Annotated in this window: 24 protein-coding genes; 3 read left to right on the top strand and 21 right to left on the bottom strand. The window is 36.4% G+C overall.

Annotated elements, in window-relative coordinates; genetic code table 11:
• Window positions 1-91 precede the first annotated feature (91 nt).
• Window positions 92-1,030 (top strand): HU domain-containing protein, encoded by a 939-nt coding sequence (locus tag BXY82_RS04835; protein WP_133757030.1) that lies wholly within the window; start codon window positions 92-94, stop codon window positions 1,028-1,030.
• A gap of 236 nt (window positions 1,031-1,266) precedes the next feature.
• A complete protein-coding gene (locus tag BXY82_RS04830) occupies window positions 1,267-1,776 on the top strand; it encodes an acyl-CoA thioesterase (RefSeq protein ID WP_133757029.1) in 510 nt (169 codons plus the stop codon).
• A 179-nt stretch (window positions 1,777-1,955) separates the two neighbouring features.
• Here the strand turns inward: BXY82_RS04830 and BXY82_RS04825 are convergent, their stop codons facing one another.
• The 19 genes from BXY82_RS04825 to BXY82_RS04735 all read right to left on the bottom strand — a co-directional run bounded on the left by BXY82_RS04825 (window position 1,956) and on the right by BXY82_RS04735 (window position 20,949).
• Window positions 1,956-3,119 (bottom strand): murein hydrolase activator EnvC family protein, encoded by a 1,164-nt coding sequence (locus tag BXY82_RS04825; RefSeq protein ID WP_243835682.1) that lies wholly within the window; start codon window positions 3,117-3,119, stop codon window positions 1,956-1,958.
• 59 nt (window positions 3,120-3,178) lie between these two features.
• The gene (locus BXY82_RS04820) at window positions 3,179-3,952 is read right to left on the bottom strand and encodes a DUF4292 domain-containing protein (protein WP_133757027.1); all 774 of its coding nucleotides are present in this window, start codon (window positions 3,950-3,952) and stop codon (window positions 3,179-3,181) included.
• Window positions 3,949-5,310 carry a tetratricopeptide repeat protein gene (locus BXY82_RS04815; RefSeq protein ID WP_133757026.1) on the bottom strand — a complete coding sequence of 454 codons (1,362 nt, stop codon included), beginning with the start codon at window positions 5,308-5,310 and terminating at the stop codon, window positions 3,949-3,951. The genes BXY82_RS04820 and BXY82_RS04815 overlap by 4 nt, the downstream gene beginning before the upstream one ends.
• A gap of 61 nt (window positions 5,311-5,371) precedes the next feature.
• The gene (locus BXY82_RS04810; protein ID WP_133757025.1) at window positions 5,372-6,391 is read right to left on the bottom strand and encodes a sugar phosphate nucleotidyltransferase; all 1,020 of its coding nucleotides are present in this window, start codon (window positions 6,389-6,391) and stop codon (window positions 5,372-5,374) included.
• Window positions 6,392-6,613: 222 nt separating this feature from the next.
• Complete coding sequence (dut, locus tag BXY82_RS04805) at window positions 6,614-7,048, bottom strand: dUTP diphosphatase (protein ID WP_133757024.1); 435 nt, start codon at window positions 7,046-7,048, stop codon at window positions 6,614-6,616.
• Window positions 7,049-7,106: 58 nt separating this feature from the next.
• Window positions 7,107-8,570: an oligosaccharide flippase family protein gene (locus BXY82_RS04800; protein WP_133757023.1), complete on the bottom strand. Its 1,464-nt coding sequence runs from the start codon at window positions 8,568-8,570 to the stop codon at window positions 7,107-7,109.
• Window positions 8,571-8,688: 118 nt separating this feature from the next.
• Entirely contained in the window at window positions 8,689-9,171 is a 483-nt protein-coding gene (locus tag BXY82_RS04795) for a hypothetical protein (protein ID WP_133757022.1), read from the bottom strand.
• A 358-nt stretch (window positions 9,172-9,529) separates the two neighbouring features.
• Window positions 9,530-10,390, bottom strand: a complete 861-nt coding sequence (gene atpG / locus BXY82_RS04790; RefSeq protein WP_133757021.1) for an ATP synthase F1 subunit gamma — start codon at window positions 10,388-10,390, stop codon at window positions 9,530-9,532.
• A gap of 120 nt (window positions 10,391-10,510) precedes the next feature.
• A complete protein-coding gene (gene atpA / locus BXY82_RS04785; protein ID WP_133757020.1) occupies window positions 10,511-12,091 on the bottom strand; it encodes a F0F1 ATP synthase subunit alpha in 1,581 nt (526 codons plus the stop codon).
• 73 nt (window positions 12,092-12,164) lie between these two features.
• On the bottom strand, window positions 12,165-12,701 hold the full coding sequence (gene atpH / locus BXY82_RS04780; protein ID WP_133757019.1) for an ATP synthase F1 subunit delta: 537 nt from the start codon (window positions 12,699-12,701) through the stop codon (window positions 12,165-12,167).
• Window positions 12,702-12,778: 77 nt separating this feature from the next.
• Window positions 12,779-13,273, bottom strand: coding sequence for a F0F1 ATP synthase subunit B (locus BXY82_RS04775; protein ID WP_133757018.1), 495 nt, complete (start codon window positions 13,271-13,273; stop codon window positions 12,779-12,781).
• 82 nt (window positions 13,274-13,355) lie between these two features.
• The gene (atpE, locus tag BXY82_RS04770; RefSeq protein WP_027126213.1) at window positions 13,356-13,562 is read right to left on the bottom strand and encodes an ATP synthase F0 subunit C; all 207 of its coding nucleotides are present in this window, start codon (window positions 13,560-13,562) and stop codon (window positions 13,356-13,358) included.
• 19 nt (window positions 13,563-13,581) lie between these two features.
• On the bottom strand, window positions 13,582-14,664 hold the full coding sequence (gene atpB, locus BXY82_RS04765; protein WP_133757017.1) for a F0F1 ATP synthase subunit A: 1,083 nt from the start codon (window positions 14,662-14,664) through the stop codon (window positions 13,582-13,584).
• 100 nt (window positions 14,665-14,764) lie between these two features.
• Window positions 14,765-15,166 carry a hypothetical protein gene (locus BXY82_RS04760; RefSeq protein ID WP_133757016.1) on the bottom strand — a complete coding sequence of 134 codons (402 nt, stop codon included), beginning with the start codon at window positions 15,164-15,166 and terminating at the stop codon, window positions 14,765-14,767.
• A 124-nt stretch (window positions 15,167-15,290) separates the two neighbouring features.
• Window positions 15,291-15,530, bottom strand: a complete 240-nt coding sequence (locus BXY82_RS04755; RefSeq protein ID WP_133757015.1) for an AtpZ/AtpI family protein — start codon at window positions 15,528-15,530, stop codon at window positions 15,291-15,293.
• Window positions 15,496-15,930, bottom strand: a complete 435-nt coding sequence (locus BXY82_RS04750) for a bactofilin family protein (RefSeq protein ID WP_133757014.1) — start codon at window positions 15,928-15,930, stop codon at window positions 15,496-15,498. Before BXY82_RS04750 ends, BXY82_RS04755 begins: the two co-directional genes overlap by 35 nt.
• A 12-nt stretch (window positions 15,931-15,942) precedes the next feature.
• Complete coding sequence (gene porW / locus BXY82_RS04745; protein ID WP_133757013.1) at window positions 15,943-18,501, bottom strand: type IX secretion system periplasmic lipoprotein PorW/SprE; 2,559 nt, start codon at window positions 18,499-18,501, stop codon at window positions 15,943-15,945.
• Between the two features lie 250 nt (window positions 18,502-18,751).
• Window positions 18,752-19,474 (bottom strand): ABC transporter ATP-binding protein, encoded by a 723-nt coding sequence (locus BXY82_RS04740; protein ID WP_133757012.1) that lies wholly within the window; start codon window positions 19,472-19,474, stop codon window positions 18,752-18,754.
• 2 nt (window positions 19,475-19,476) lie between these two features.
• Window positions 19,477-20,949 carry a DUF5687 family protein gene (locus BXY82_RS04735; RefSeq protein ID WP_133757011.1) on the bottom strand — a complete coding sequence of 491 codons (1,473 nt, stop codon included), beginning with the start codon at window positions 20,947-20,949 and terminating at the stop codon, window positions 19,477-19,479.
• A gap of 170 nt (window positions 20,950-21,119) precedes the next feature.
• Here BXY82_RS04735 and BXY82_RS04730 point away from each other — a divergent pair, with 170 nt between their 5' ends.
• Window positions 21,120-22,175: a ferredoxin--NADP reductase gene (locus tag BXY82_RS04730; protein WP_133757010.1), complete on the top strand. Its 1,056-nt coding sequence runs from the start codon at window positions 21,120-21,122 to the stop codon at window positions 22,173-22,175.
• 186 nt (window positions 22,176-22,361) lie between these two features.
• Here the strand turns inward: BXY82_RS04730 and BXY82_RS04725 are convergent, their stop codons facing one another.
• The gene (locus BXY82_RS04725) at window positions 22,362-23,384 is read right to left on the bottom strand and encodes a glycosyltransferase family 9 protein (protein WP_133757009.1); all 1,023 of its coding nucleotides are present in this window, start codon (window positions 23,382-23,384) and stop codon (window positions 22,362-22,364) included.
• Window positions 23,385-23,455: 71 nt separating this feature from the next.
• The gene (locus BXY82_RS04720; RefSeq protein WP_133757008.1) at window positions 23,456-24,064 is read right to left on the bottom strand and encodes a DUF4254 domain-containing protein; all 609 of its coding nucleotides are present in this window, start codon (window positions 24,062-24,064) and stop codon (window positions 23,456-23,458) included.
• Window positions 24,065-24,110: the final 46 nt, after the last annotated feature.

The following is a 24,110-nucleotide window of genomic DNA, read 5'->3' as shown; positions in this document are numbered from 1 at the left end:
TTAAGAGGGAAAACGGTTTAAATTTAAGCAATGTTAATAAATAGTGATGCTTTAATTTCCACGAAAATCAAAATTTTCTAACTTTGTTTCAATGCATATAGAAACTTACATAAGCGATTTACTGTACCGTTACGATTGTGTAACGATTCCAGAATTTGGTGCCTTTTTAACCAAACGCATATCAGCAAAAATGGATGAAAGTAGCCACACATTTTATCCTCCAAAAAAAGTTATTTCCTTTAATGAGCAATTAAAGCATAATGATGGCTTGTTGGCAAGTTATATTGCTGATGCTGAAGATATTCCTTATGAAGTTGCCGTACAAAAAATTAGTAAGCAAGTTAAGTCCATCAATGCGTTTTTAATTGAAGGTGAAACCTTAAATTTTAGTAACATTGGGGATCTTATTTTGAATGCTGATGGAAAAATCATTTTTGAGCCTTCCAACAATAGTAATTATCTAACAGATGCTTTTGGACTGACTGAATTTAAGGTCTCTAATGTCAATCGTGAGGTTTACAAAGAACGGGTAGAAGCCCTACAAGATACGTTGCCTATTGACATTACCCCTGAGAGACGCGCAAAACGCAATTATCTTAAATACGCAGCAGTCGCACTTATTGCATTAACTATGGGCGGTTTTGCAGCTTCCACGTTTTATAATAATCAAGTAGAAACCCACAATCAATTAGCACAAGAAGCTGCTAATGAACAATTGGACGCCAAAGTACAGGAAGCGACGTTTGTGATTGAAAATCCGCTGCCTGCTGCAACCTTAAAGGTTGAAAAGCAACAAGGCAGGTATCATATTATTGCGGGTGCGTTTAGAGTAGCAGAAAACTCTGACAAGAAAGTGGAACAACTCCGAGCCCAAGGGTTTAAAGCCAGAACTATTGGAGTTAATAAATATGGGTTGCATGAAGTAGTGTATTCCAGCTATAAAGACAGCAATGAGGCTCTAATGGCGCTGCGCAATATCCGTCAGAACTTCAACAAAGAAGCTTGGTTGTTGGTAAGAGATCTTAATTAGTATATAATCTTCTGTAGATAGGATCTATTAAAAGCTACATTTTCCAAAATTTATAATTTTAAGCATTCCCCTTCTTTTAAAATGATAAGTCTAAGCTGTACCTTCCATTTATGGCGCTCAACACCTATCGAAATCCGTCACATTTATACATATATTCAATTTTACTGTAACTAAAGAGTTGAACGAAAATTCACAAATTCAACTTATCTTTGCACATCAATTCAAAAAAATAGCCCATGCAAGCCAAACATCCAAGTGAATCGATTTGTATTATGACAGATTTGGTACTTCCAAGTGAGACCAATCCTCTGAATAATTTATTTGGAGGAGAGCTCTTGGCGCGTATGGATCGCGCGGCTAGTATTGCAGCAAGACGTCATAGTCGTCGTATTGTGGTTACGGCCTCTGTAAATCACGTGGCGTTTAACAGGACAATTCCGTTAGGAAGTGTTGTAACTATTGAAGCAAAGGTTTCTAGAGCGTTCAAAACCTCTATGGAAGTGTTTATGGACGTATGGATTGAAGATCGTGAATCTGGGCTTAGAGCAAAAGCCAATGAAGCTATTTACACATTTGTTGCAGTTGATGAAACAGGGCGTCCAACTCAAATACCAGAAATCTCCCCACAAACAGAATTGGAAAAGACCAGATTTGAAGCCGCTTTACGTAGAAAACAATTAAGTTTGGTATTGGCAGGAAAGATGAAAGCTCAAGAGGCTACAGAATTAAAAGCCTTATTTCAGTAACCAAAGTATACTATAAAAGTCGTATTGCTCTTAAACAAAGTGTCAATATTGCTAGTATATACATTTTGTATTGAGTGTTTTTGTGAGCATATAATACTATTGCAGCAAAACCACTAAAAACAATATAACCGAATGTAAATGAACCTAAAATATTCCGATTATAGGGTTATAATTTCAAATTACCTTGCTATCCAAACCGAAGGATCCTGAAATTTTGAGTCTTTATAGATGGCAAAGCTCAACATACTCTCTCCATTTGAAGGGTCAGTAAACACTTCACCAATATCTTGGTTCGTAGTTACTTGGTTGCCTTTTGACACATATACTTTGGAAAGATTCTTATATACTGTAATGTAATTACCATGCTGGATCAAAATCCATGGATTCCCGTTTTTCGTACTTTGCACGGCTAGCACTTCTCCGTTAAAGACTGAACGTACCTTAGCGTTTTTGTCTGTTGCAATTCGGATACCATTACTGTTGATTTCAATAGTATTATCAATTAATGAACGCTGTTTACCGTATTTTACCTTCACAACTCCCGTGCGAACCGGCCAAGGCAAACGTCCTTTATTTGACTCGAATTTGGCCTCTAGGGCTTTTGCTTCGGGTGTTAATGAAAAACCTTTGGAAGTCGTTTCAGATTTGCCTGCTTTTTTATTAGATGCGGCAATAGCTTCTCTAATTAACTTTTCAATTTCGCGGTCAATTCGATCTGCTTCCTGTTGCTTCGTTTTAATTTGAGAAGCATAAGAACTCATGTTCTTTCTGACGGAGGCCATCAGTTTTTGATGCTCTTTTACATCCTCTTCCAATTTCTGCTTGGCCAATCGGTTTTCTTCAATCAGTTTATCCTTATCCTTTTTCTGTTGTAATAATTCTGTATTCAGCGCCTGTAATTTCTCAGTTTTACGTCTTATTTCTTCGCCTTGCTCCTTTTGATAGTCTGTATATTGTCTAATGTATTGAAGTCGCTTATACGCCTGCTTAAAGTTTTCTGAAGACAGCAAAAACATCACGCGGCTTTGTTCTGATTTGCTTTTATAAGATTTAACCACCATGGCAGCATAATCTTCCTTTAAATGTGTTAACTGATCTCTTAGCGTACTAATTTCCTTCTGATTGGTATTGATTTCCCTAGTTAACAAATTAGCTTGATCATTAGTAATTTTTATAAGGTTTTTGCGAACATTTACTTTGTAATTTAAATCTTCAACAGTAGAAAGTATGGATTTCTCCTCCTTCCTTTTGGTAAAGAGTAAATTGTTGATTTGTTGAATTTCCTTTAAAATAGCTTGACGCTTGGCTTCCAACTCCTGTTGTTTTTGGCTTTGTGCGGTCATGGTGAAACTACACAAGCTAAAAAATAAGATCAATCGGTAAATGTTAGGTTGGTAACGCATTATTCAAGTTCAATTTCTTTAAATCCTGACGGAATATTGAAGGGGAAACGCACTTCGCCATTCAAACTGATCGCTTTAAAATCGAGATCAATGATGATTTCATCATTATTTTCCAATGCAATAATACGAATGTTTTCAGGAAAAATTTGTTTGCTCACCTCTTGATATTTATTGTAATCTATCTGAAGCATGCGTTTCTCATTTGGCTGATATAATTGTTGGGAATCCAATTTAAAAAACCCAGGATTAACAAGAAAAAATAACTCAAACAATGCACGTTGGTCCTTAGGTTTTAAAACATAAGATTCCTCATTGGGAACTGTGACATATGTATCATCCTTAAGATTAAAAATAGGCTCTCCAAGGAAAATGTTTTGAATTTTTTTAAAATCGATATCCGTCCCCAGTAGCCGAGTGAGCAATGTAAAATCGCCATCAAAGTATTGGTTGTTAAGCTTATCATAGAACTTCACACTATCTTGGGTAATCATCACACGGGCTACAGCCAAAGGAGCACTCATCCAGATGACCTTATCTTTTTCCATTCTCAAATTTACGGTAGTGCCATTACTTTTATCACCTTCAGTATAGTCTATACGTAGCTTGGCTTGCAAGGTTTTAAATTGCACATCTTGCTTCGCATTTTCTCTAATAATCTGTTTTGCGGTCATACTATCATCAATCTCCGCAGTACTGGTTAAAGTTTTGGTAGATCTACAACTGGCGCTTAGCACCAGTAAAAGTATTAGTGCACTTAGTTTATAAACTCTCATTTATTAGGGTTTTTTAATGCGGCTGCCTTTTTTGCAAACGTTTCAGATTTGGTATTATTATTACTAAGCTTATAGGCTATACTTAATTGGGTGTAAAAATCAGCTTCCATTTTAGGGTCTTCAATAACGTAATCTAAGCCTGATTCTAGACTTGTAATGGCCTTTTTAGCCTGTTTTAAATGATTATGTGCTACACCATTTATGAGGTACAGAATCGGCTGTGCTGGGAAGAGTTCTATTGCCTCTTGACTTTTGCTAACGGCCTTCTCATTAAGATCTAAATCTATTTGGAGTAGTAGGGCATCCTTAATAACCGCAAAATTAGTAGGCTCTAATTTTAAAGCGTCTTCAAAATACATCAAAGCTTTTGGTTTGTCTTCCAGTTTTAAGTAGTACTGCGCCAGTTCTACTAAGGTTCTAAAGCTTTTACTGTCGTCAATCATGGCGGTAACATCAATTAAATCCTTTTCGTGCTGCGGATTTTTAGCCACAAAATTTATAAAATCATTAAGTACCTTGGTTTTGGCATCTGGATTAATTTCAGGCGCAGTCAACACAATTTTCATGGACGCAATAGCACTTTCCGTTTGATTTTTATCAAGATAAAATTTATATAATGCCAAATGCACTAGTTTAGATTCTGGGTGTACTTTTAACAATTGTTGCGCCGTATTAAAAGCTTTCTCAGTTTCGCCCGTTTCACTATAGCGATAAATGAGCGTCAGATAATTGGTTTCGTCTTCCGGGTTTTTATCTAAACGCTCTTGAAGGTTGTCAATTCTATCGGCGTCACGTCCGGTAATCGAATAAACTTGATTTCTCAAATAATCTCGGTCTGCACTAATTCCAAATTCCTTGTCCAGTTCATCCAATAGTTTTAAAGCCTCTTTGTAATCTTTACTCTTAATATACAATGACGCTAAATCCTGACGGTAATCTGGATGGTGTTTTACTAATTGCTTGACGGTTTTTATCGCTTTTTTGGTATCCCCTTGTTGGTTATAGACATCATAAAGTTCATCTAAATACCATTCGTTTTCGGGTTCTTTAGAAACTGCTTTTTTTAAAGCATCCTCAGCAGCACCAAAATTTTTAAGCTTATTATAATTTTTACCGAGTTGATAATATACTACAGATTTATCATCCAATTGTTTGCATTTCATCAGTGCATCTATAGCGCGTTGATAGTTTTCAATGCCTTGCTGTTTTAACGCTTCAAAAAAATATTCTTGAAATTGGTCTTCCACATTGCCAAGGTCGTCCGTTGGTTTTTGATTGAAGTCAATTTGGGCGTAACTCGTCTGAGCGCTACAACAAATCGCTAATATACATGCTATAATGTAGTGTTTATAATTCATTAGAATTTTACCTCTTGATTAAATAATCGCCTTCTTAAAACTACAGCGCGATTGAAATCGTCTATTCTAGGACGGAATAATCGCCAATACTCACCTTTTTATACTTACCGTCATACTGCACATGATTACCAATCATAGCTTCATCAAAATTAGCATTTTTAATGGTGGCATGGGTTTGTATCAAACTATTTTTAATGGTAGAATCCGTAATATTACAATGATTACCAATAGACACATTGGGACCGATGGTTGTGTTCTTCAGAACGACATTTTCACCAATATAACACGGCTCAATAATTGTTGCATTCTCTAATTTTACAGAGGAAGCAACCATGTCTTCATCGCCGTCAGCATTAAGAAATCCTAACATTCTCGTGTTCGTTTCTACCGTTACTGCTTTATTACCACAATCCATCCACTCCGCAACTTCTCCGGTTTTAAAAATCTTGCCTTTGGCCATCATGCCTTTAATACCATCGTTAATTTGATATTCGCCACCATTGATGATATTATTATCCAAAACATGTTGCAGTTCCTGTTTAAGAACGCCAACATCCTTAAAGTAGTATATGCCAATAACAGCCAAATCACTTACAAAATCTTGTGGTTTCTCCACGAGTTCTATAATTTCTTCTTGTGCATTTAATTTGACCACGCCGTAAGCTTCTGGTTGGTCCACTTGCTTTACCCAAATAACGGCATCGGCAGTAGGATCTAGGTTAAAATCAGCTCTAATCAAAGTGTCCGCATAAGCAATTACCGCAGGGCCCGTTAAAGACTCTTTAGCACACATAATGGCGTGGCCTGTGCCCAAAGGCTGATCTTGACGGTAAATGGAAGCTTTAGCCCCTAAGTTGGAGGCCAATTTCTTTAGACTATCAACAACATCATCACCAAAAAATGCAGGGTCACCCAAAATAAAGGCAATCTCCTCAATTGGTTGATCCAACACTTTGACAATATCTTTTACTAAGCGATGGACAATAGGTTGTCCGGCTACAGGAATTAAAGGTTTAGGTACGGTTAAAGTGTGAGGGCGCAAACGTGATCCACGTCCTGCCATTGGTACAATTATTTTCATAGTAATGCCTGCGTAGACAGGTATTTTTTATTAGTTAAACTTATTGATGCCTGCGGAGGCATGTTCTATTCTTATTTATCTATTAACAAGATGTTGTGAATATTCATATTGTCGGCCTAGGTTTCGACTGCGCTCAACCAGACATCATAATTTTAAAAAACTTTTCTTTGATATTTTAGCAGACGCCATCAGAACATATGTCATATATCAAAAAATTGCAATTTACTTAGTTCCAGTGGAACCAAACCCCCCTTCACCGCGTTTGGTTTCCGAGAGCGTTTCAACTGCCGTCCATTCGGCACGCTCATGTTTGGCAATGACCAACTGTGCAATACGTTCGCCGTTTGCAATCTCAAAATCATCATTGGATAAATTCACCAAAATGACGCCAATTTCGCCTCTGTAGTCGGCATCAATGGTTCCTGGAGCATTCAAGACCGTAATGCCGTTTTTAGCAGCGAGTCCGCTTCTAGGACGTACCTGTGCTTCATAACCTACAGGAAGTTCAATGAATAGGCCAGTGCCTACAATGCTTCTTTCCAACGGTTTTAAAATTCTCGATTCTGATAAATTGGCCCGCAAATCCATACCGGCAGAAGCAATGGTTTCATAATGAGGTAAGGCGTGATTGGATTTATTGATAATTTTAATAGTCATAAGTTTATGTTAACGCAAAGATCTCAAAAAAGACAAACGTCTAAAATGAGAATTTATGCTATTTAGTATGTATGATTTGTTTGATTTGATCTTTTTCGAGCAGCACTACCATGGTTAAAAATGTCAAAAGTAAGCTGATTCCCACCATATAATTCTCCCGAAACACATAAAACGAAATTACCGAAAAAGCGGATGAAACCAATAAATACAGTCCCATTTTTTTTAAGTTATACGGAATGGGGTAATATTTTTGTCCGTAATAATAAGAAGCAGCCATCATACTGGCATAAGCTACTAATGTGGCTATAGCGGAGCCTCGATATTCCATTATTGGTATCAACCAAAAATTTAGAACCAAAGTTATTATCGCACCAAAAACTGAAATATAGGCGCCAAACTTCGTTCTATCAGTCACTTTATACCACACTGAAAGATTATGATAAATACCTAAGCACAAATTAGCAATCAATATTAACGGCACAATCCACATGGCTTCCCAATATTCTTCGCTTCTCACAATATAAGGCTTTAAAACATCGGCAAAGACAACAATACCCAACAACATTATGGACCCAAAAGCTACAAAGAACTCAAGAATTAGTGCATAATTTTTCTGCGGATTTTCACTTTTAGCGTGGCTGAAGAAGTAAGGCTCAATTCCTAAGCGGTACGCAGTTGCGAACAAGGTCATAAAAACTGCTATTTTATAACAGGCTGAATACATCCCGATTTTAGTGTCTGCAATATCTTCAGGTAGTAAATAATCCAATAGGATACGATCAAAGGTTTCATTGACCGAAAACGCAATTCCAGCGATTAATACCGGCATGGCATAACGCATCATTTTCTTGAAAAGCGCATGATCAAATCGGTACTGGATCTTAAAATAAAAACTTAGCATCAACACCAAGGTCACCGCGCTTGCAACTAAATTGGAAATGAAAATATAGTTGATTTCAAAATTAGGAATGTATACGGATTCAAAGAATGCACTGTTTTCAGCCCATTTCTTTAAGTAGATTAAAAAGAAAACGTTCAACCCTAAGTTAACGACCACACTCGCGATTTTTAACACCGCAAAGCGCATTGATTTTCCTTTCGCCCTGAGCCATGCAAACGGAATTATGACCAAAGCATCCAATAAGAGAATCCAAATGACTAATGAAATGTATTCTTGTTTAATATCTGTCAGGGCTGAAATCTGCGACTTGAATAAAAACGCCAAAGCAAAAAAGCCGAGCGATGAAACAATCAAGGATATTGCTGAAGTGCCAACCACTTTCTCTTGATCGTCTTCTTTATTAAAAAACCTGAAGAAGGCAGTTTCCATTCCATAGGAAAGGATGACATTAAAAATTACAAACCAGGAAAAAATAATGGAAACTTTTCCATATTCACCAACAGATGAAAGCACGCCTTTTGTAGTGTACAAAGGCACCAATAGGAAACTCAACATGCGCGGCAGCACTGTGGCTAACCCATAAATGAAAGTCTGCTTAAATAGAGATTTGAATCCGCTCAAGGTGGTTTTTAATTATGGGTTAAAAATAGGGATTCTGGCAGGATTAAACAATTATGAATATTTTCCCAATACATAGCCTGAAAAGATGTCTTTTTAGGCGATTTAAAGGCTTTAAAATTTACTTTGAAGGTTTCTCCTGGATGTTCTCAATTTTAAAATTCAAGCTCTCACCATTAACGGTATAGCTCACCATGGCCTCGGTTGGTTTCAATTCATATGGAATCTTCTGTGTAACCACAGGTGTTTTATTAGCCATTTCATCCATAGGATCACTGCTCATAATAATATCGACGTTGGTAGGTTGAGGATTTTTAAATTCCCCTATATAAACACTACCTGCATCTGTAGTTTTCTTTGTCAATTTGACGATCTGATTTCTAAAATAAACAGAATCTAAAGTCAACATACTATCGTCCTTTTCACTAACAGGTATGAAAAGATTGTACCCTGAACCTTCAGATTTCACTTCTGAAGTCCACGATTCATAATATGCTTTACCAATAGCCATTGGAGGTGTTTTTTGAATTTTTTTAGCGTCAGAACAGTTTGCCGGACCGACAACCATCATAAAGATGACTGAAAAAAATGATATAAGTTTCATAAAATAGCTGTTTGTTTTTTTAAAGATAACAAATAGCATTCCATAAACTATTTTAGAATGGTACAAAGGGAAACACTTAAAAAGAAAAAGCCTCACTTTAAGGAGTAAGGCTTTTCTGTTTTTAAGACCCTTCGACTGCGCTCAGGGTGACATTGTAACTTTAGTATTTAGCTTCGCCTAATTAATTTGGCTAGCTCTGCTTCGCCTAATTATTTAGTGCTTCCGCTGCTAATTAATTTGGCTAGCTACGCTACGCCTAATTATTTAGTGCTTCCGCTGCTAATTAATTTGGCTAGCTACGCTACGCCTAATTATTTAGTGCTTCTGGTCCTAATTAATTTGGCTCGCTCTGCTTCGCCTAATTATTTAGTGCTTCTGCGCCACCAACAATTTCTAAAATTTCGTTGGTAATAGATGCTTGACGTGCTTTGTTGTAAGTCAATTTCAATTGATCTCTCAATTCTGTTGCGTTGTCTGTTGCTTTATGCATTGCAGTCATACGTGCACCATGTTCTGACGCGAAAGAGTCTCTAATTGCTTTAAAAAGCTGTGTTTTTAAAGATTTTGGGATCAATTGCTTTACAATTTCAGCTTTAGAAGGTTCAAAAATATAATCTACATCAACATCCGCGTCTTTTTCCATAGGAACAATTGGTAAAAATTGCTCAGTCATGATTTCTTGTGTAGCGGCGTTTTTAAACTTATTGTATACTAAGACAATTTTATCTGCTTCTTCATTATTGAATTTCTCCATCAATTCTTCAGCAATTTCAGCAACATTATCAAAATTTAAATCGTCATAGATATCACTTTTATTGGCAATAACGCGGTTACCTTTCTTAAAGGCATCATTGATTTTTTTACCAATTGCCATAATAGAAACCTCTTTACCGGCGTACTCTTGGGTAATTAAGCGGTTGGTTTCCTTAATGATATTTGAGTTAAATGCTCCCGCCAATCCTCTGTTAGAAGTGATAGACACCAGTAATACTTTGTGGACTTCACGTTGCTCGGCAAATTTACTTCCAGAATCAGCATCTAAAGTTGCGCTTAAGCCTTGTAACAATTCTGTTAATTTATCAGAATACGGACGCATTGCAGTAATAGCATCTTGAGCTTTCTTCAATTTAGCAGCCGACACCATTTTCATGGCACTGGTAATCTGCATCGTGGAAGATACCGATGATATTCTGTTACGTATTTCTTTTAAGTTTGCCATTTTTGTAATTAGAATTAAGTATTAAGATCTTAGTATTAAGACTGAACGATAACACTCATCAACATTTTGAAAGCTTCCTCTCAATCTTAGTACTTTATACTTACTACTCTATACTTGATACTATTTTCTATATTTTGCCGATAACTCTTTAGCAACTGCAGCTAATGTATCAGTAACTTCATCAGTAAGTTTTCCTGCTTTTAATGTCGCAAGGGTATCACTGTGTTTCGCTTTTAAGAATTCTAAATAATCACGTTCAAATTCTTTGACTTTCTCAACAGGTACATCTCTCAACAAGTTTTTAGATCCTGCATAAATAATTGCAATTTGATCTTCTACTCTAAACGGATCGTTTTGAGCTTGTTTTAAGATTTCCACGTTACGTTTACCTTTGTTGATAACGTTTAACGTAACGGCATCTAAATCAGAACCAAACTTAGCGAACGCTTCCAACTCACGGTATTGTGCTTGATCAAGTTTTAAAGTACCAGATACTTTCTTCATTGACTTAATCTGAGCGTTACCACCAACACGAGATACAGAAATACCTACGTTAATTGCTGGACGAACACCAGAGTTAAACAAATCACCATCCAAGAAAATCTGACCATCAGTAATAGAAATTACGTTGGTTGGGATATAAGCGGATACGTCTCCTGCTTGAGTTTCAATAATTGGCAAGGCTGTCAGTGATCCACCACCTTTTACAATTGGTTTCAACACGTCTGGTAAATCGTTCATTTCTTTAGCAATCGCATCGTTATCAATGATTTTTGCAGAACGCTCCAATAATCTTGAGTGAAGGTAGAAAACATCACCAGGATACGCCTCACGTCCTGGTGGACGACGTAATAATAATGAAATTTCACGGTATGCTACTGCTTGTTTTGACAGGTCATCAAAAACAATTAATGCAGGACGGCCAGTATCTCTAAAATACTCACCAATCGCAGCGCCTGCGAAAGGGGCATACACTTGCATTGCTGCAGGATCAGAGGCATTAGCCGCAACAATTGTTGTGTAGGCCATCGCTCCTTTTTCTTCTAATGTTTTTGCAATCAAAGCTACTGTAGACGCTTTCTGTCCTATAGCAACATAGATACAATATACAGGCTCTCCTGCATCATAAAATTCTTTCTGATTGATAATGGTATCAATACAAACTGCTGTTTTACCAGTTTGGCGGTCGCCAATGACCAACTCACGCTGACCACGACCTACAGGAATCATCGCATCAATTGCCTTAATACCTGTTTGTAACGGTTCAGTTACTGGCTGACGGTAAATAACACCAGGTGCTTTACGTTCTAATGGCATTTCATAAAGTGTTCCTTCAATTGGACCTTTACCGTCAATTGGAGTTCCTAGAGTATCCACAACACGTCCTGCAATACCTTCACCTACTTTAAGGGAAGCAATGCGCTCAGTACGTTTTACCGTTGAGCCTTCAACCACACCTACTGATGGTCCTAACAATACCACACCTACGTTATCTTCTTCAAGATTTAGTACGATGCCTTCAAGCCCATCTGCAAATTCAACTAACTCACCGTATTGAACGTTGGATAGGCCGTACACACGTGCAATACCATCTCCAACTGTCAAAACCGTTCCTACTTCGTCTAATGAAGCGCTAGCTTCAAATCCTGACAATTGTTGTTTTAAGATTGCTGAAATTTCAGCTGGTTTTACTTCTGCCATTTTTATTAGATATTATTTTTACCGATTTATTCCACACGTCAATTGCGCTCAGTGTGACCCATCAATAAAACTTTTAGTTTAATGTAAATTCTTTTTTTAATTGATTCAATTTATTTGCAATACTTGCATCGTATTGCATATCTCCTACGCGTAAGATAAACCCCCCTAAAATAGAGTGGTCCACCACGCTTAGTATCTCGGCCTCTTTCCCAGTCAATTCTTTGACTTTGGCCAATACTTTAGCCTTGAGCTCTTCAGTTAACGCAACAGCAGTGGTCACAGTTGCAACCTGTTTGCCTTCACCTTCATTAAATAACTCATTATATTGTTCTGCAACAGTGCCTAAAAGATCAAGACGTTTATTAGCAATTAGCGTATCTATAAGGTTGATGCTTAGCTTATCCAAACCAGTAAAAACTGCTAGTAAAGCCGATTTTTTTGTTGCAGAAGGCACTACAGCACTTAAAAGCATATCTTTAAGATCTGTACTTGCCGCCACAGCATTTGCAATTGACTTCATATCAGCGTGTACTACTTCTGCAGCGTTCTGATCTTTTGAAAGATCTAAAACTGCTTTTGCGTAACGTATTGCTGTTCTTGTTTGTGCCATAGTAATGCCCACATAGGTGGGTATCTCTTTTAATTATTCTAATCTACTCTTGTTATCACTGAGTACAGTGTAACAGTCTAATTTAATTTCGCGTCACTCAACATAGACTCAACCAACTCTAATTGCTTGTCTTTGTTTCCTAATTCTTGACGTACTACCTTTTCAGCGATTTCAATAGATAACGACGCGACATGGCTTTTTAATTCAGCCATTGCTGATCTCTTTTCATTCTCAATAGCTTCTTGGGCCTGCGCAATCATTTTAGTAGCTTGCTGCTGTGCTTCTTCTTTAGCATCACTCACCATTTTGTTTTTGATGTCACGTGCATCTTTCAACATTGCTTCACGCTCAGCACGTGCTTCATTAAGGATACGCTCGTTATCCGCCTTAAGGTTTTCCATTTCCTTACGCGCTTTATCTGCTGCTTCCAATGCATTTTTGATACCGGTTTCACGCTCATCAACAGCGCCTAAAATTGGTTTCCATGCAAATTTCTTCAATACCAAAAGAAGAATTAAAAAAGTAATAACAGACCAAAAAACAAGTCCTAACCCTGGTGTAATTAAATCCATTTATAATAGGTTTTAGTTTTAATAATTTAAATTTTAAAATACAGAGGCAACCAACCGTTACCTCTGCATTTTTTAATCCTAATTAAACGATTAATGACGCAACAACACCAAAAAGTGCTACTGCCTCTACGAAAGCTGCTAAAATTAGCGCTGAAGTCTGAAGTTTTCCTTGGATTTCCGGTTGACGAGCCATAGCGTTCATAGCTGACTCACCGATTTTTCCAATTCCCATTCCAGCTCCAATAACTGCGATACCAGCTCCGATTGCTGCAATTCCTGTAATAGTCATAATATAAAATTTAAATTAATTAATGATGCTCTTCTTCCGTAGCCGTACCAATATAAAGTGCGGACAATACGGTAAATATATATGCTTGAATTGCAGTAACTACAATTTCTATGATTAAAATGAACAATGAGAACCCAACAGATACTGGTGCGATTGCAACGCTCTCAAAGATAAAGATTAGGGACATCAATGATAAGATAATAATATGTCCTGCCGTAATATTTGCGAACAAACGAATTGTTAACGAGATTGGTTTTACAAACATCCCAACAATTTCAATAGGCATTAAGAATATTTTCATCGGTACAGGCACGCCTGGCATCCAGAAAATATGTTTCCAATAATTTTTATTACCACTAAAAATGGTGATGATAAATGTAAACAACGCCAAAGACACCGTAAAGGCAATGTTACCACTCACGTTAGCACCATTCAAAATAGGAATTAATCCAAAGATATTATTCACCCAGATAAAGAAAAATACACTTAATAAAAACGGCATGTATTTTCTATATTTCTTTTCGCCAATCATAGGGATAGCAACTTCATCTCTAATAAAAACCACTAATGGCTCTACAAATGAAGCAACACCTTTTGGCATAAAATTGTTCGATTTTTTATACTTGCGTGCCGCAGAGATAAAGATCAATAAAATGACTAAAACAGATACCCACATCATAAAGACGTTCTTGGTAATGGAAAAATCTAAAGGCAATTTAGCATTTGTAGGGTGAAGTTCTTCATCAAATGTTAAGGTGTCAACACCTGATTCTAGTTGATAGATTTTTTCGTGATATTTCACAAATCTTTCGCCATTTTTCTCAACAATAGTAGATCCTGAATCATCATGGTGAAATTCACTGGACATAAATGTTGTAAGGCCGTTATCAGTAAAAAGAATGACAGGTAACGGGATGCTAATTGGCTTATTATCCCAGTCTACAATGTGAAATTCGTGCGCATCTTTAACGTGATGCATAATCATCTCTTTGGCATTGAACCCTTTGTCTTGGTCTTCGTTATCTTGTGAAGCAAAACCGAAATTGGTTACTGCCACAGAAAAAACTAAAAATAATACGGCTCTTAAAGTGTTTAATGTCATTATGAATAGCTTAAAAATACCTTGCTCTAAATTCCGTGCAAATGTACACACATTAGTTTAATTGTCAAACACTTTTTTATCAATATTAAACACACGCCCATTATGGGGTTTTTTGAAGGAACCTAGTGATGGTATACACCTCAAATGCCAAGTATATAAAATAAGGGATGAAAAAGTTAAAAATATCGGGTTGTTTTTTTTCAAAATCCGATAAAATAATAGGTAATAAGAACAAAATGGCAAGAAACATTTTCACAAAAGTACTTCCCATAAATAATATGAAAATATCAGTTTTACCTGTTGAAAATTTATAATTTACAATCGTATACAATAAAGTGGTTACAGCAAAATGGAAGACATAAATTTGCCAAACTGGAAAAAATAATTTGAGTTCAGTACCAAAATAAGACAGCAGATAACTATGAATGCCATACAGCACCAAACTCAAAACGATGATAAGAAGTAAAAAATTAAGTTGTCTTTTCTGAAAATCTGCAGTCATTAAGTATTGAAATTTCTATCAAATAATATATTGAATCTATTTTATAAGCCATTGACACCTAAACTCCCTTTCGGTAATTTATGATCGTTCAATCATTTCCAAGAGAGGAAAGGTTGCAAAATTATCATTTCTGATGATCACTATTTGAATTTGCAATAATACGTCTTATTACAAAAACCACTGCAATAATTGTAGATGTTAAGGATAAAATAATGGTCCATAAATTACTGTCATCCCCATTATTTTCATCAATTTTCACACCTATATAACTACCAATTCCAATAATGGCAAACATTTGTATGCCTATTCCTGAATATTTGGCGTAGGTATTAAGCGAGTTGTCCTTTTTTGGTTTCTTTGCCATCTGCTGCTTTGGTATTGCTGGTGGTGCCAAGTTCTTTTATAGTGCCTTTCATAACACAAGTGGCATTAAAGGTAGCTCCAGGTTCTACTGCAAATTTTCCAACTTCTACTTCACCCTCCACAAATGCCGAAGATCTTAAAGTTAAAGTATCGGACAGCATCAGTTTTCCTGAAAATTTCCCTTCAATATCAGCATTAGCAGCTTTAAGCGTGCCGTTAATGATACCTGTTTTGCCCAAGACTATTTTACCTGGTGTCTTAATATTGCCCTGTACGCTACCTTCAATTCTGAAGTCGCTATCACTAATGATGTCTCCTGTAATAGTGGTGCCTTTGGCAATTGCATTTTGTTGGTTAAATGATTCTGTTGTGGTTCTGTTTTTTTTGTTTTCTGCAAACATGATTCTGGTGGTTTATTGTGATTTGAGGTATTCGTTTAGATTTTTATGCCGTTGCACAATTTCATAGTTAGGCGATGAAATGGCAATATATGGTCGGGTTATATTGGCTTTTCGTTCTTCCAATAAATCTGCAAATCCTCGAGCTCCATGAATACTATTTAAGCCATGGACAACTACAAATATGGTGTTTTTATCATAAATGTCTTTAGAAACACTCAGATCATAGTATCTGATTTGGGTAATTTCTTCATTCAATTTCTTTAAAAATTCATCTATCTCTTCTGTCTTTGCATTTTCAAATTGATAAATAACTTTAAACTTGTTGGTTATGGCATCATCCTGAAATTCATTTTGGGCCAGCACCGGAATCACATCATTCATGATTTCTTGTGCACGCTTGCCCTCTTCCGAATTACTATAATTTAAAGCAATAAAATTGATGCTTTCTTTGTATGCTTCAAATCCATTAAGTCGGCCTCTTGCAGATGCCTTTAAGATTTCAAATTTAGGCACAATAGGTTCACCTTCAAATTCTGAGATATACACGTCACTTTGTTCTATGACTTCCTGATAGTTTTGCGCCTCATAACTGGCATATATACGCTCATAAACACTCTCTGGACTATTTTCATCCCTAGACATTTCAGATTTTGGATTCAACAGAATAGAGGCATATCGCGAATCTGGTGAATTTTTGATGATATCGTTTTTCATACGTTCAGCTGTATTAAAATCATTCAAGAGCACGTATGTTTTGTGTAGGTTATACTTTGCTGGCAGAATCAAGCGCTCTTCGGGAGAATTACGCAACAAAGTTTCCAACTTGTCTTTGGCTAGTCCATATTCATTAAACTTTTCTTTATAAATGACACCTAGTTGATAATATGCATAATTGCGATCCTTAATAAGGCTATCAATAGCTTTCTCATCAGTTGGTATAGTGGCCACGTAAAATTCAGGGTCATAACGTTCCTCATCCGTAGCTTCAGCAATTAAATCATTACTTACAACTGAAAGCTGATTGCTACGTGTGGTAGACAAACGCCAATTATCTTTAAGAGATCGATCGCCCCATTTCTTCAAAAACTCGTTTTTTCCGTAAGCTACGGTGGTGGAGTTGTAAAAATAAAACTCTTGGCCCCCTCCACCTGGTGGATTTATACCTGAAGTTCGATTTGCTGTGGTAGTATTTCCAGCTGTTATTGGAGAAACAACAGTGGCATTGGCTTTTCTTTGCGCAGCTTCCTCTTGGGCTTTTAAAATTTCAGCCTCCGCCTTCAATTTATCGATATAGGTTGTAAAAAATGCTGTTCTATCCTCATCAGACAAGTTGACCAAATTTAAAATGCTATCATTTACCTGAGCTATATTCTCATAATAGATGACATCCTTTAAATTCTCACGTTTTCGTTTTATGCTCCTAAAAGGTTTGGAGTCTACCTGCATATTGGTTAAGGTACTGTCATAATAAGCGCCCGCCTTTTTATATTCTGACTTATCAAAACTCATATCGCCAAGTGTCGCATAATCCAAGGCTCTTAACTGCTGATCTGTGGATGCTGCTTGTAACGATTTGTTATAGTAGACTATGGCTAAGGAATCGCGATGGGCTTCTTTATGAAATTCTGCTATGCGGTAATAAATTTTATCTAGAAACGGTCGGTTTTCACGATCCTCTGAAAGTTCTGTCAAATAGTTCTCAAACATTATTACATCGCCAGTTGTCGCATCAAAATTGGTAGCTTTAGCCAAATGGGCATTTATAAAATAAGCTCTTGGAACTTTGCGGTGTAAATCTATCACTTTTTGAAACGCTAGATTAGCACTGTCCTTATATCCAAACTCATTGTAAAGCTGACCTCTTATATAATTGTAACGCGCTTTTTCATTGTTTTTTTTCGTCAACTTAGCCGCTATTTTTAATTGCATCAAGGCGCTATCCTTTTCCTTAACGTTTATATAAGCTTGCGCCAATGTAGCACTGGCATCCGCCAAATCCTGATCGTCTAGCTGCTCCAACCTCAGCAAGCGTTTTAAATTTTTAATGGCAAGCTCATTATTTTCTAAACGCATATTGGTTTTTTCCCTCCAAATTTTCGCCTCATTAATTTTATCGCTAGCAGGATATTTGTAAAGTATGTAATTAAACGCTTCTACTGCAGGAATAAAGCGCTGGTCAAAATAACGCGCTTTGCCAAGTAATAAATAAGCTTCATCAATTTGAGGGTTGTGCTCCTTCCCTTTAATATTCATGCCGTGTTTTTGAACTGCTTTGATCGCTTTTTCTTCAGCGCGTTCAAAATCGGAGTTTTTAGACTGGCCCGGTAGCATAAAATCATCTGTAGTTTCCATCCGTTCTACAGGGAGTAGTTCCCAATAGTTATCGGTAAAGGCGTCGTCTACACTTTCCCTCCCGTTTTCTAAAGCGATATTGCCATTGTACAGAATGTTATACTTCGTACCCATAGCATGGAAATTCCTATTGATGAACGTGTCATTCTTCCGCGAGCAACTGGTCACAATACACGCCGTCAGAAACAGCAAAAAGATGGATTTTATAAGTGTACTCACGTGGGTTTGGTTTGAATATCAGATAACTTAAAAACAGTTATAAATATTATGCAATGCCGTAAAAATAAGCATCTTTTTGAATTTTAGGGTTAAAAACGACGGACTTTTCGAAGAAGGCATTTGATACTTGGTCATGCGAACATACATAGGCATAAAATTGAAAAGACCTTTCAAGTATAATCACTTGAAAGGCCTTTGATGCTCATTTGTTGGCTGTATTTAACATTGCTTTTTGTTAAAATTTTCTAAGTTATAAATGTTCAGCTTGAAAAGCTTCGGTGCCTGCAAAATGCACTTCCAGTTCCTTTAACGTTGCGGCGCTTGTAACTATATCTTTAACAATTTGACCTTTTTCCAATACCACAATACGCTCGCAAACTTCGGTAACATGCATCAAGTCATGACTGGATACCAACACTGTCACACCTTGTTGTTCAGCTAAGTTTTTTATAATTTGTTTCAGGCGGATTTGGGTTGTAGGATCTAAATTAGCGAAAGGCTCATCGAGGATGATAATTTCAGGACTTCCAATAAGTGCCGCAACAATGCCTACTTTCTTTTGGTTTCCTTTACTTAAATCTCGTAAATACTTTTTCTGATTAAGGATCTCTCCATGGAAAAAATCAGAGAATCCCTGCAATAGCGCATCTACATCAGCTTTATTTTGCCCACGCAATTCACCTATAAAATAAAAGTATTCCTCTGGAGTTAAATACCCAATTAGAAACGATTCGTCAATATAAGCAGAGGTAAATGGTTTCCAATCTTCACTATTATCAACTTGTATGTCCTTACTTTTTATATGGCCCGTAGTAGGCTGAATTAAATCTAACAACAAACTGAAAAACGTTGTTTTCCCCGCGCCATTATTGCCCACTAATCCGAAGCTTTGACCTTTAGGAATGTCTAAGGTTTCTATTTGTAAAACCGGATCAGCGTTGTATTTTTTTGAAAGATTGGATACTGTTATCATAACTAATTGTTTTGTTTGTAAGCGGCTAATGTTTTATACTTCTCTGACTTATATATTTTTTCTATAAGTTTAAAAACTCTATTCTTAAATAGTAATCCGGCCAATCCGAAAACGGCGACCAAAGCAAAGCCAAAAACTTCGCCTAATGTAAAATGTCCAGCAGCATAAATTGCCATTGGCAATAGTAACTTTGGAATGGTCAATAACATGGTTTTTGCATTAAAAGCTTGCTTGTCTCCAAAAGCTTTTTTACTAGTTGTTAAATCAATAGGTGTTTTTATATAAGCGCCACCTAAAAGCACCAAATGGCTGTTAACTCCTATATTATAGGCTGCTCCCACAACTACGGCGGCATACGCTTGCCATCCCCAGTACAAGTAAAATGCCGAGACAACTGTAGAAATGATGGTTGCAAAAACCATTAAATACCATTTTGATTCCAGATATTCTTTATAGCGAATGTTTTGACTCATCATTAAGGGGTAATAGGCACTATCCCAACTCGGTACAAATTGTCCGAAGGTGAATAGGAATCCACCAGAGACAAAAATACCCGCAAAAATGCGCCAAAAGGGGCCATCATAAGCTTCTACGGCATTTGTAAAGAACAATAATCCGTAAAATATAAAGATAACGCTCATAAACAAGGTCATTTTAGAACGCTTGTTACGTCTTAATAGTTTAATATCATTTTTGAGAAAGGTCGATAAACTTCCAAACCGGTCTAACCAGGAATAATTTTCTGTTTTAGCAACATCATGTTTTGAAGACAATCCTGCGTCTAAATACAGATTCTTCTTAAAATATGTAAAGGCCATTTTATAGAAGACAAAAGCCAAAATGAGCGGAATTAGCGCAAGATATGGGATGGCATAAAATGCTTTAAACAAAGGCGCAGTGAAATTTGTGATATCAAACACCTCCAAATATTGAAGGCCCATCATGATAATAACCATGCCAACCACAGTATAAAAAACAATATCCTTGTTATTTATAAAAATATTGATAAAGTTGTTACAAAATACCAATCCTAAAATTGCCAAATACCAAGTTATGACTTGCATTGCTGGAAATCCTTCAATAATAAGAACTATAGAGAACGGAACAAAAAGAAAAGCATGAAGTAAGTTAAAAAACGAAATCATGGTTTTACCAACGGCAAAATTGACAATGGCATCTCTTTTAATTGGGAGATACATTAAAGGTTTAATGTTCATAACTGGCATTTTTTGAAGAAAATACCTGAAGGCAAGATCAAAAACCATATAGTAAATTAGCGCTTGGTTGACGACTTCAAAAGGTTCCATCTTTAATCCCTCTTCAATCATAAAATAAGCGCCAAAACCTAATAATAGAAAAGAACCAGTAATCCATAATGCTCCTATGACCATCATGATCTTAAAGAATAGATTGGTTTTAAATGATGCGGATCGAATAAAGGATTTCCATTCGAGACTGATAAAATATTTGAGCATACTATAAGATTGAAGTTGAAATATTGGTACTAAAAATACCGTATTTGTTACAAACAAAATTTATAGGCTGGAAATTAGGCTAACCAAATTATGCTTGTCATCTTATTATTTTGTTAGAGATGTGGCATTTATTATAAGCATTCGTTACTTTTGAAAAAAAAAATTAAACCATGTCAGAATTTCATACCCTAACTATAAAACACATCGAGAAAACGACTTCAAAAGCGGTTACCATCAGCTTTGAGGTACCTCAAGATTTGAAAGAAATCTATCAGTTTAAAGCAGGTCAATACGTTACTTTAAAAAGCACTTTGGATGGCCAAGAATTAAGACGGGATTATTCGTTATGTTCCTCTCCAAAAAGTGGTGAATTAAAGGTTGCAGTGAAGGAAGTTTCGGAGGGTACATTCTCTGTCTATGCCAACAATCAATTAAAAGTAGGAGATACTTTAGAAGTTGCACCACCACGAGGCCATTTCACCTTTAAACCCAATGACACCATGGTAAAACACATTGCGCTTTTTGCTGCAGGAAGTGGTATTACCCCAATATTGAGCATTATAAAATGTGCGTTGGAAGAGGAGGTATTAAGCAATGTTATTTTGGTGTATGGTAACAAGACCACAGAGGATACCATGTTTTTAAAAGAGTTATTGGAGCTTCAACACCAATATAATAAACGTTTGTCCATCCAATTTGTTTTCAGTCAAGCAAAAGAAGACGATTCTATTTTTGGTCGTATTGAAAAAAGCACAGTGAATCTCATTTTGAAAAATAAACACAAAGATTTGGACATAGATGCGTTCTACATATGTGGACCTGAAGAGATGATTCACACCGTTAAAGATGTACTTGCAGAACATCATACTCCTAGAGAACGTGTTTATTTTGAATTGTTTAAAGCCGCAAAACCAACGGAAAGAGATACGGCAACCATTCCTGATGGTCAGACCAAAATTACTGTGGTTTTGGATGATGAAACTACAACTTTTGAAATGTCACAGAAGCAAACCATACTCGAAGCTGCATTAGACAAAGACTTAGATGCACCGTATTCTTGTCAGGGAGGCATTTGTAGTAGTTGTTTAGCTCGTGTTACAGAAGGCGATGTGAAAATGCGACAAAATAATATTTTGACGGATGGCGAAGTTGCAGATGGTTTAATTCTGACCTGTCAAGCACATCCACTGACTCCAAATGTGAGTATTGATTACGATGACATTTAACAGTTTGCTATAAAAAATCCATTGAGGATGTATTTTATCCATTAAAATTTTTATTATGTCGAAAAATTAAAATAAATTTTAATTGAGCAGAGATAAATTCATGTAAACTGATATTTTTATAGAAGATTTACATGTTGCTATAAGGATATCTATTAATAAGGCATTAGATCATTAACCCTGCTATTTTTAGTGGGGTTTTTTTACAACTTGTTTCACCTTTTCGATAATTTCCTCAGGACGGATGGTATGCATACAATCTTCATAACCTTCTGGAAATTTATTGCCATAGATTGACGTTGGAATTTTAGGAAATTTAGAGCGATCGGCCAACAAGGCAAAGTTGGCATCTTGATAAAATGGGTAGAAACCAGCATAAGGATGCGTAACACCCCAAAGCGTGACCACCCTTATCCCCATCATTGCTGCCATGTGCGCATTGCCAGAGTCCATAGAAAGCATAAGGTCTAAATTTGAAATGACGTCCAATTCTTCATCCAAACTCAATTTTCCCGCAATGGTATGAACATGATCATTTTGTAAAGTGATTAAATATTCAGCATCCTCTTTTCCTCCAAATAATAGGATTGTATGTTCCTTTGAAAGCTTTTCAATGACTTGCTCCATTAGTGGCAACGGATACATTTTACTTTTATGGGCCGCAAAAGGTGCAATCCCAATCCAGTTTTTATTATCCCTCCCTACAATGTCAAGTACCTTCGGGCTCAATATAGCGCGTTCCGGAAACTTAGGCTGGATGTTTTTAATAGGCACGCCCAACTTTTCAAAAACATCTCTATAACGTTGGTGTGTGGTTTTTAGCTGTTCAAAGATGTCGCCTTTAATCAACGCTTTCTTTTCAGCACGACCTTTATCAATTTGTATGGGTTTTAAATCTAAGAGAAAAATCTTTAAGATTTTACTTCGAAGTACATTATGTAAGTCGGCAACGGCATCAATTCCTAAGGTCCGCAATTCTTTGGAAAGCTCCAAAAGTCCAAAAAAACCTTTGTGTTTGTCCTTTAAATCTGCAGCAAATACAGATACATTCTCCAAATCTCGAAAGAAAGGTTTAAAAAACCCTCTGGTCAACACGGTTATTTTAATATCAGGATACTGCTCAGTAAAAGCTCGCAAGACAGGAACCGTCATAGCAACGTCTCCCATAGCGGAAAGGCGTATAACCAGGATGTGTTTTGGTGGTTTTGACATAGTGTAAGTCTTCCGATGCGTACCGGAATTCACAATCTCTATAAGATTAGAAAAGGAATTTTAAGTGGGTGTTATTTTTGACTCCTCAATACAGGGTTAAGTTCGTCATCATTGTACATTTTCATTTGCTTGTACACCTTCATGTATTTAGTACCTTGTTTAATGTCTACCAATAAATCATCAATGGCCTGACTCAAATCTTTACGTTGTTCAAGAAGCACACTAAGTTTGGTTTGACAATTTAATTTGTGGGATGAAGCGGCGTCAGGGCGCTCAACTTCTTCATTCATATGGTAAATTTTTAACGCCAAAATAGACAACCTATCAATTGCCCATGCTGGACTCTCTGTATTAATGGTTGCATTTGGTTGTGGCTCTATATCATTGTAAACATCTAAGAAGTAGCTATCAATATACTCCACCATATCTGTCCGATCCTGATTGGAAGCATCTATTTGACGTTTCAACTGTAATGCAGCAACAGGATTGATGTTTGGATCTCTAATAATGTCCTCATAATGCCATTGCACCGTATCTATCCAACATTTTCTATATAACAGATGTTCAATGAGTTGTTTGTCTTCATCATAAATATTTATAAAAGGTTGATCTACCGTATTTTTTATATGATAGGTGTCAATAACCTCTTGGAAAATTTCATTGGCTTTTGCTGTAAACATAGTCTAAAAATTATAAGGAGTAAATATACTTCAATTTTAGTTAACT

Source organism: Gelidibacter sediminis, assembly GCF_004364975.1.
GTDB classification, from domain to species: Bacteria; Bacteroidota; Bacteroidia; order Flavobacteriales; family Flavobacteriaceae; genus Gelidibacter; species Gelidibacter sediminis.
This window is presented reverse-complemented; position numbering and strand designations above follow the sequence as displayed.

What these genes read in the sequence shown, in the direction of transcription:
- BXY82_RS04835 (WP_133757030.1), top strand. Translation starts at nt 92, where the DNA reads ATGCATATAGAAACTTACATAAGCGATTTACTGTACCGTTACGATTGT.
- BXY82_RS04830 (WP_133757029.1), top strand. Translation starts at nt 1,267, where the DNA reads ATGCAAGCCAAACATCCAAGTGAATCGATTTGTATTATGACAGATTTG.
- BXY82_RS04825 (WP_243835682.1), bottom strand. Translation starts at nt 3,119, where the DNA reads ATGACCGCACAAAGCCAAAAACAACAGGAGTTGGAAGCCAAGCGTCAA.
- BXY82_RS04820 (WP_133757027.1), bottom strand. Translation starts at nt 3,952, where the DNA reads ATGAGAGTTTATAAACTAAGTGCACTAATACTTTTACTGGTGCTAAGC.
- BXY82_RS04815 (WP_133757026.1), bottom strand. Translation starts at nt 5,310, where the DNA reads ATGAATTATAAACACTACATTATAGCATGTATATTAGCGATTTGTTGT.
- BXY82_RS04810 (WP_133757025.1), bottom strand. Translation starts at nt 6,391, where the DNA reads ATGAAAATAATTGTACCAATGGCAGGACGTGGATCACGTTTGCGCCCT.
- dut (WP_133757024.1), bottom strand. Translation starts at nt 7,048, where the DNA reads ATGACTATTAAAATTATCAATAAATCCAATCACGCCTTACCTCATTAT.
- BXY82_RS04795 (WP_133757022.1), bottom strand. Translation starts at nt 9,171, where the DNA reads ATGAAACTTATATCATTTTTTTCAGTCATCTTTATGATGGTTGTCGGT.
- atpG (WP_133757021.1), bottom strand. Translation starts at nt 10,390, where the DNA reads ATGGCAAACTTAAAAGAAATACGTAACAGAATATCATCGGTATCTTCC.
- atpA (WP_133757020.1), bottom strand. Translation starts at nt 12,091, where the DNA reads ATGGCAGAAGTAAAACCAGCTGAAATTTCAGCAATCTTAAAACAACAA.
- atpH (WP_133757019.1), bottom strand. Translation starts at nt 12,701, where the DNA reads ATGGCACAAACAAGAACAGCAATACGTTACGCAAAAGCAGTTTTAGAT.
- BXY82_RS04775 (WP_133757018.1), bottom strand. Translation starts at nt 13,273, where the DNA reads ATGGATTTAATTACACCAGGGTTAGGACTTGTTTTTTGGTCTGTTATT.
- atpE (WP_027126213.1), bottom strand. Translation starts at nt 13,562, where the DNA reads ATGACTATTACAGGAATTGCAGCAATCGGAGCTGGTATCGCAGTTATT.
- atpB (WP_133757017.1), bottom strand. Translation starts at nt 14,664, where the DNA reads ATGACATTAAACACTTTAAGAGCCGTATTATTTTTAGTTTTTTCTGTG.
- BXY82_RS04760 (WP_133757016.1), bottom strand. Translation starts at nt 15,166, where the DNA reads ATGACTGCAGATTTTCAGAAAAGACAACTTAATTTTTTACTTCTTATC.
- BXY82_RS04755 (WP_133757015.1), bottom strand. Translation starts at nt 15,530, where the DNA reads ATGGCAAAGAAACCAAAAAAGGACAACTCGCTTAATACCTACGCCAAA.
- BXY82_RS04750 (WP_133757014.1), bottom strand. Translation starts at nt 15,930, where the DNA reads ATGTTTGCAGAAAACAAAAAAAACAGAACCACAACAGAATCATTTAAC.
- BXY82_RS04740 (WP_133757012.1), bottom strand. Translation starts at nt 19,474, where the DNA reads ATGATAACAGTATCCAATCTTTCAAAAAAATACAACGCTGATCCGGTT.
- BXY82_RS04735 (WP_133757011.1), bottom strand. Translation starts at nt 20,949, where the DNA reads ATGCTCAAATATTTTATCAGTCTCGAATGGAAATCCTTTATTCGATCC.
- BXY82_RS04730 (WP_133757010.1), top strand. Translation starts at nt 21,120, where the DNA reads ATGTCAGAATTTCATACCCTAACTATAAAACACATCGAGAAAACGACT.
- BXY82_RS04725 (WP_133757009.1), bottom strand. Translation starts at nt 23,384, where the DNA reads ATGTCAAAACCACCAAAACACATCCTGGTTATACGCCTTTCCGCTATG.
- BXY82_RS04720 (WP_133757008.1), bottom strand. Translation starts at nt 24,064, where the DNA reads ATGTTTACAGCAAAAGCCAATGAAATTTTCCAAGAGGTTATTGACACC.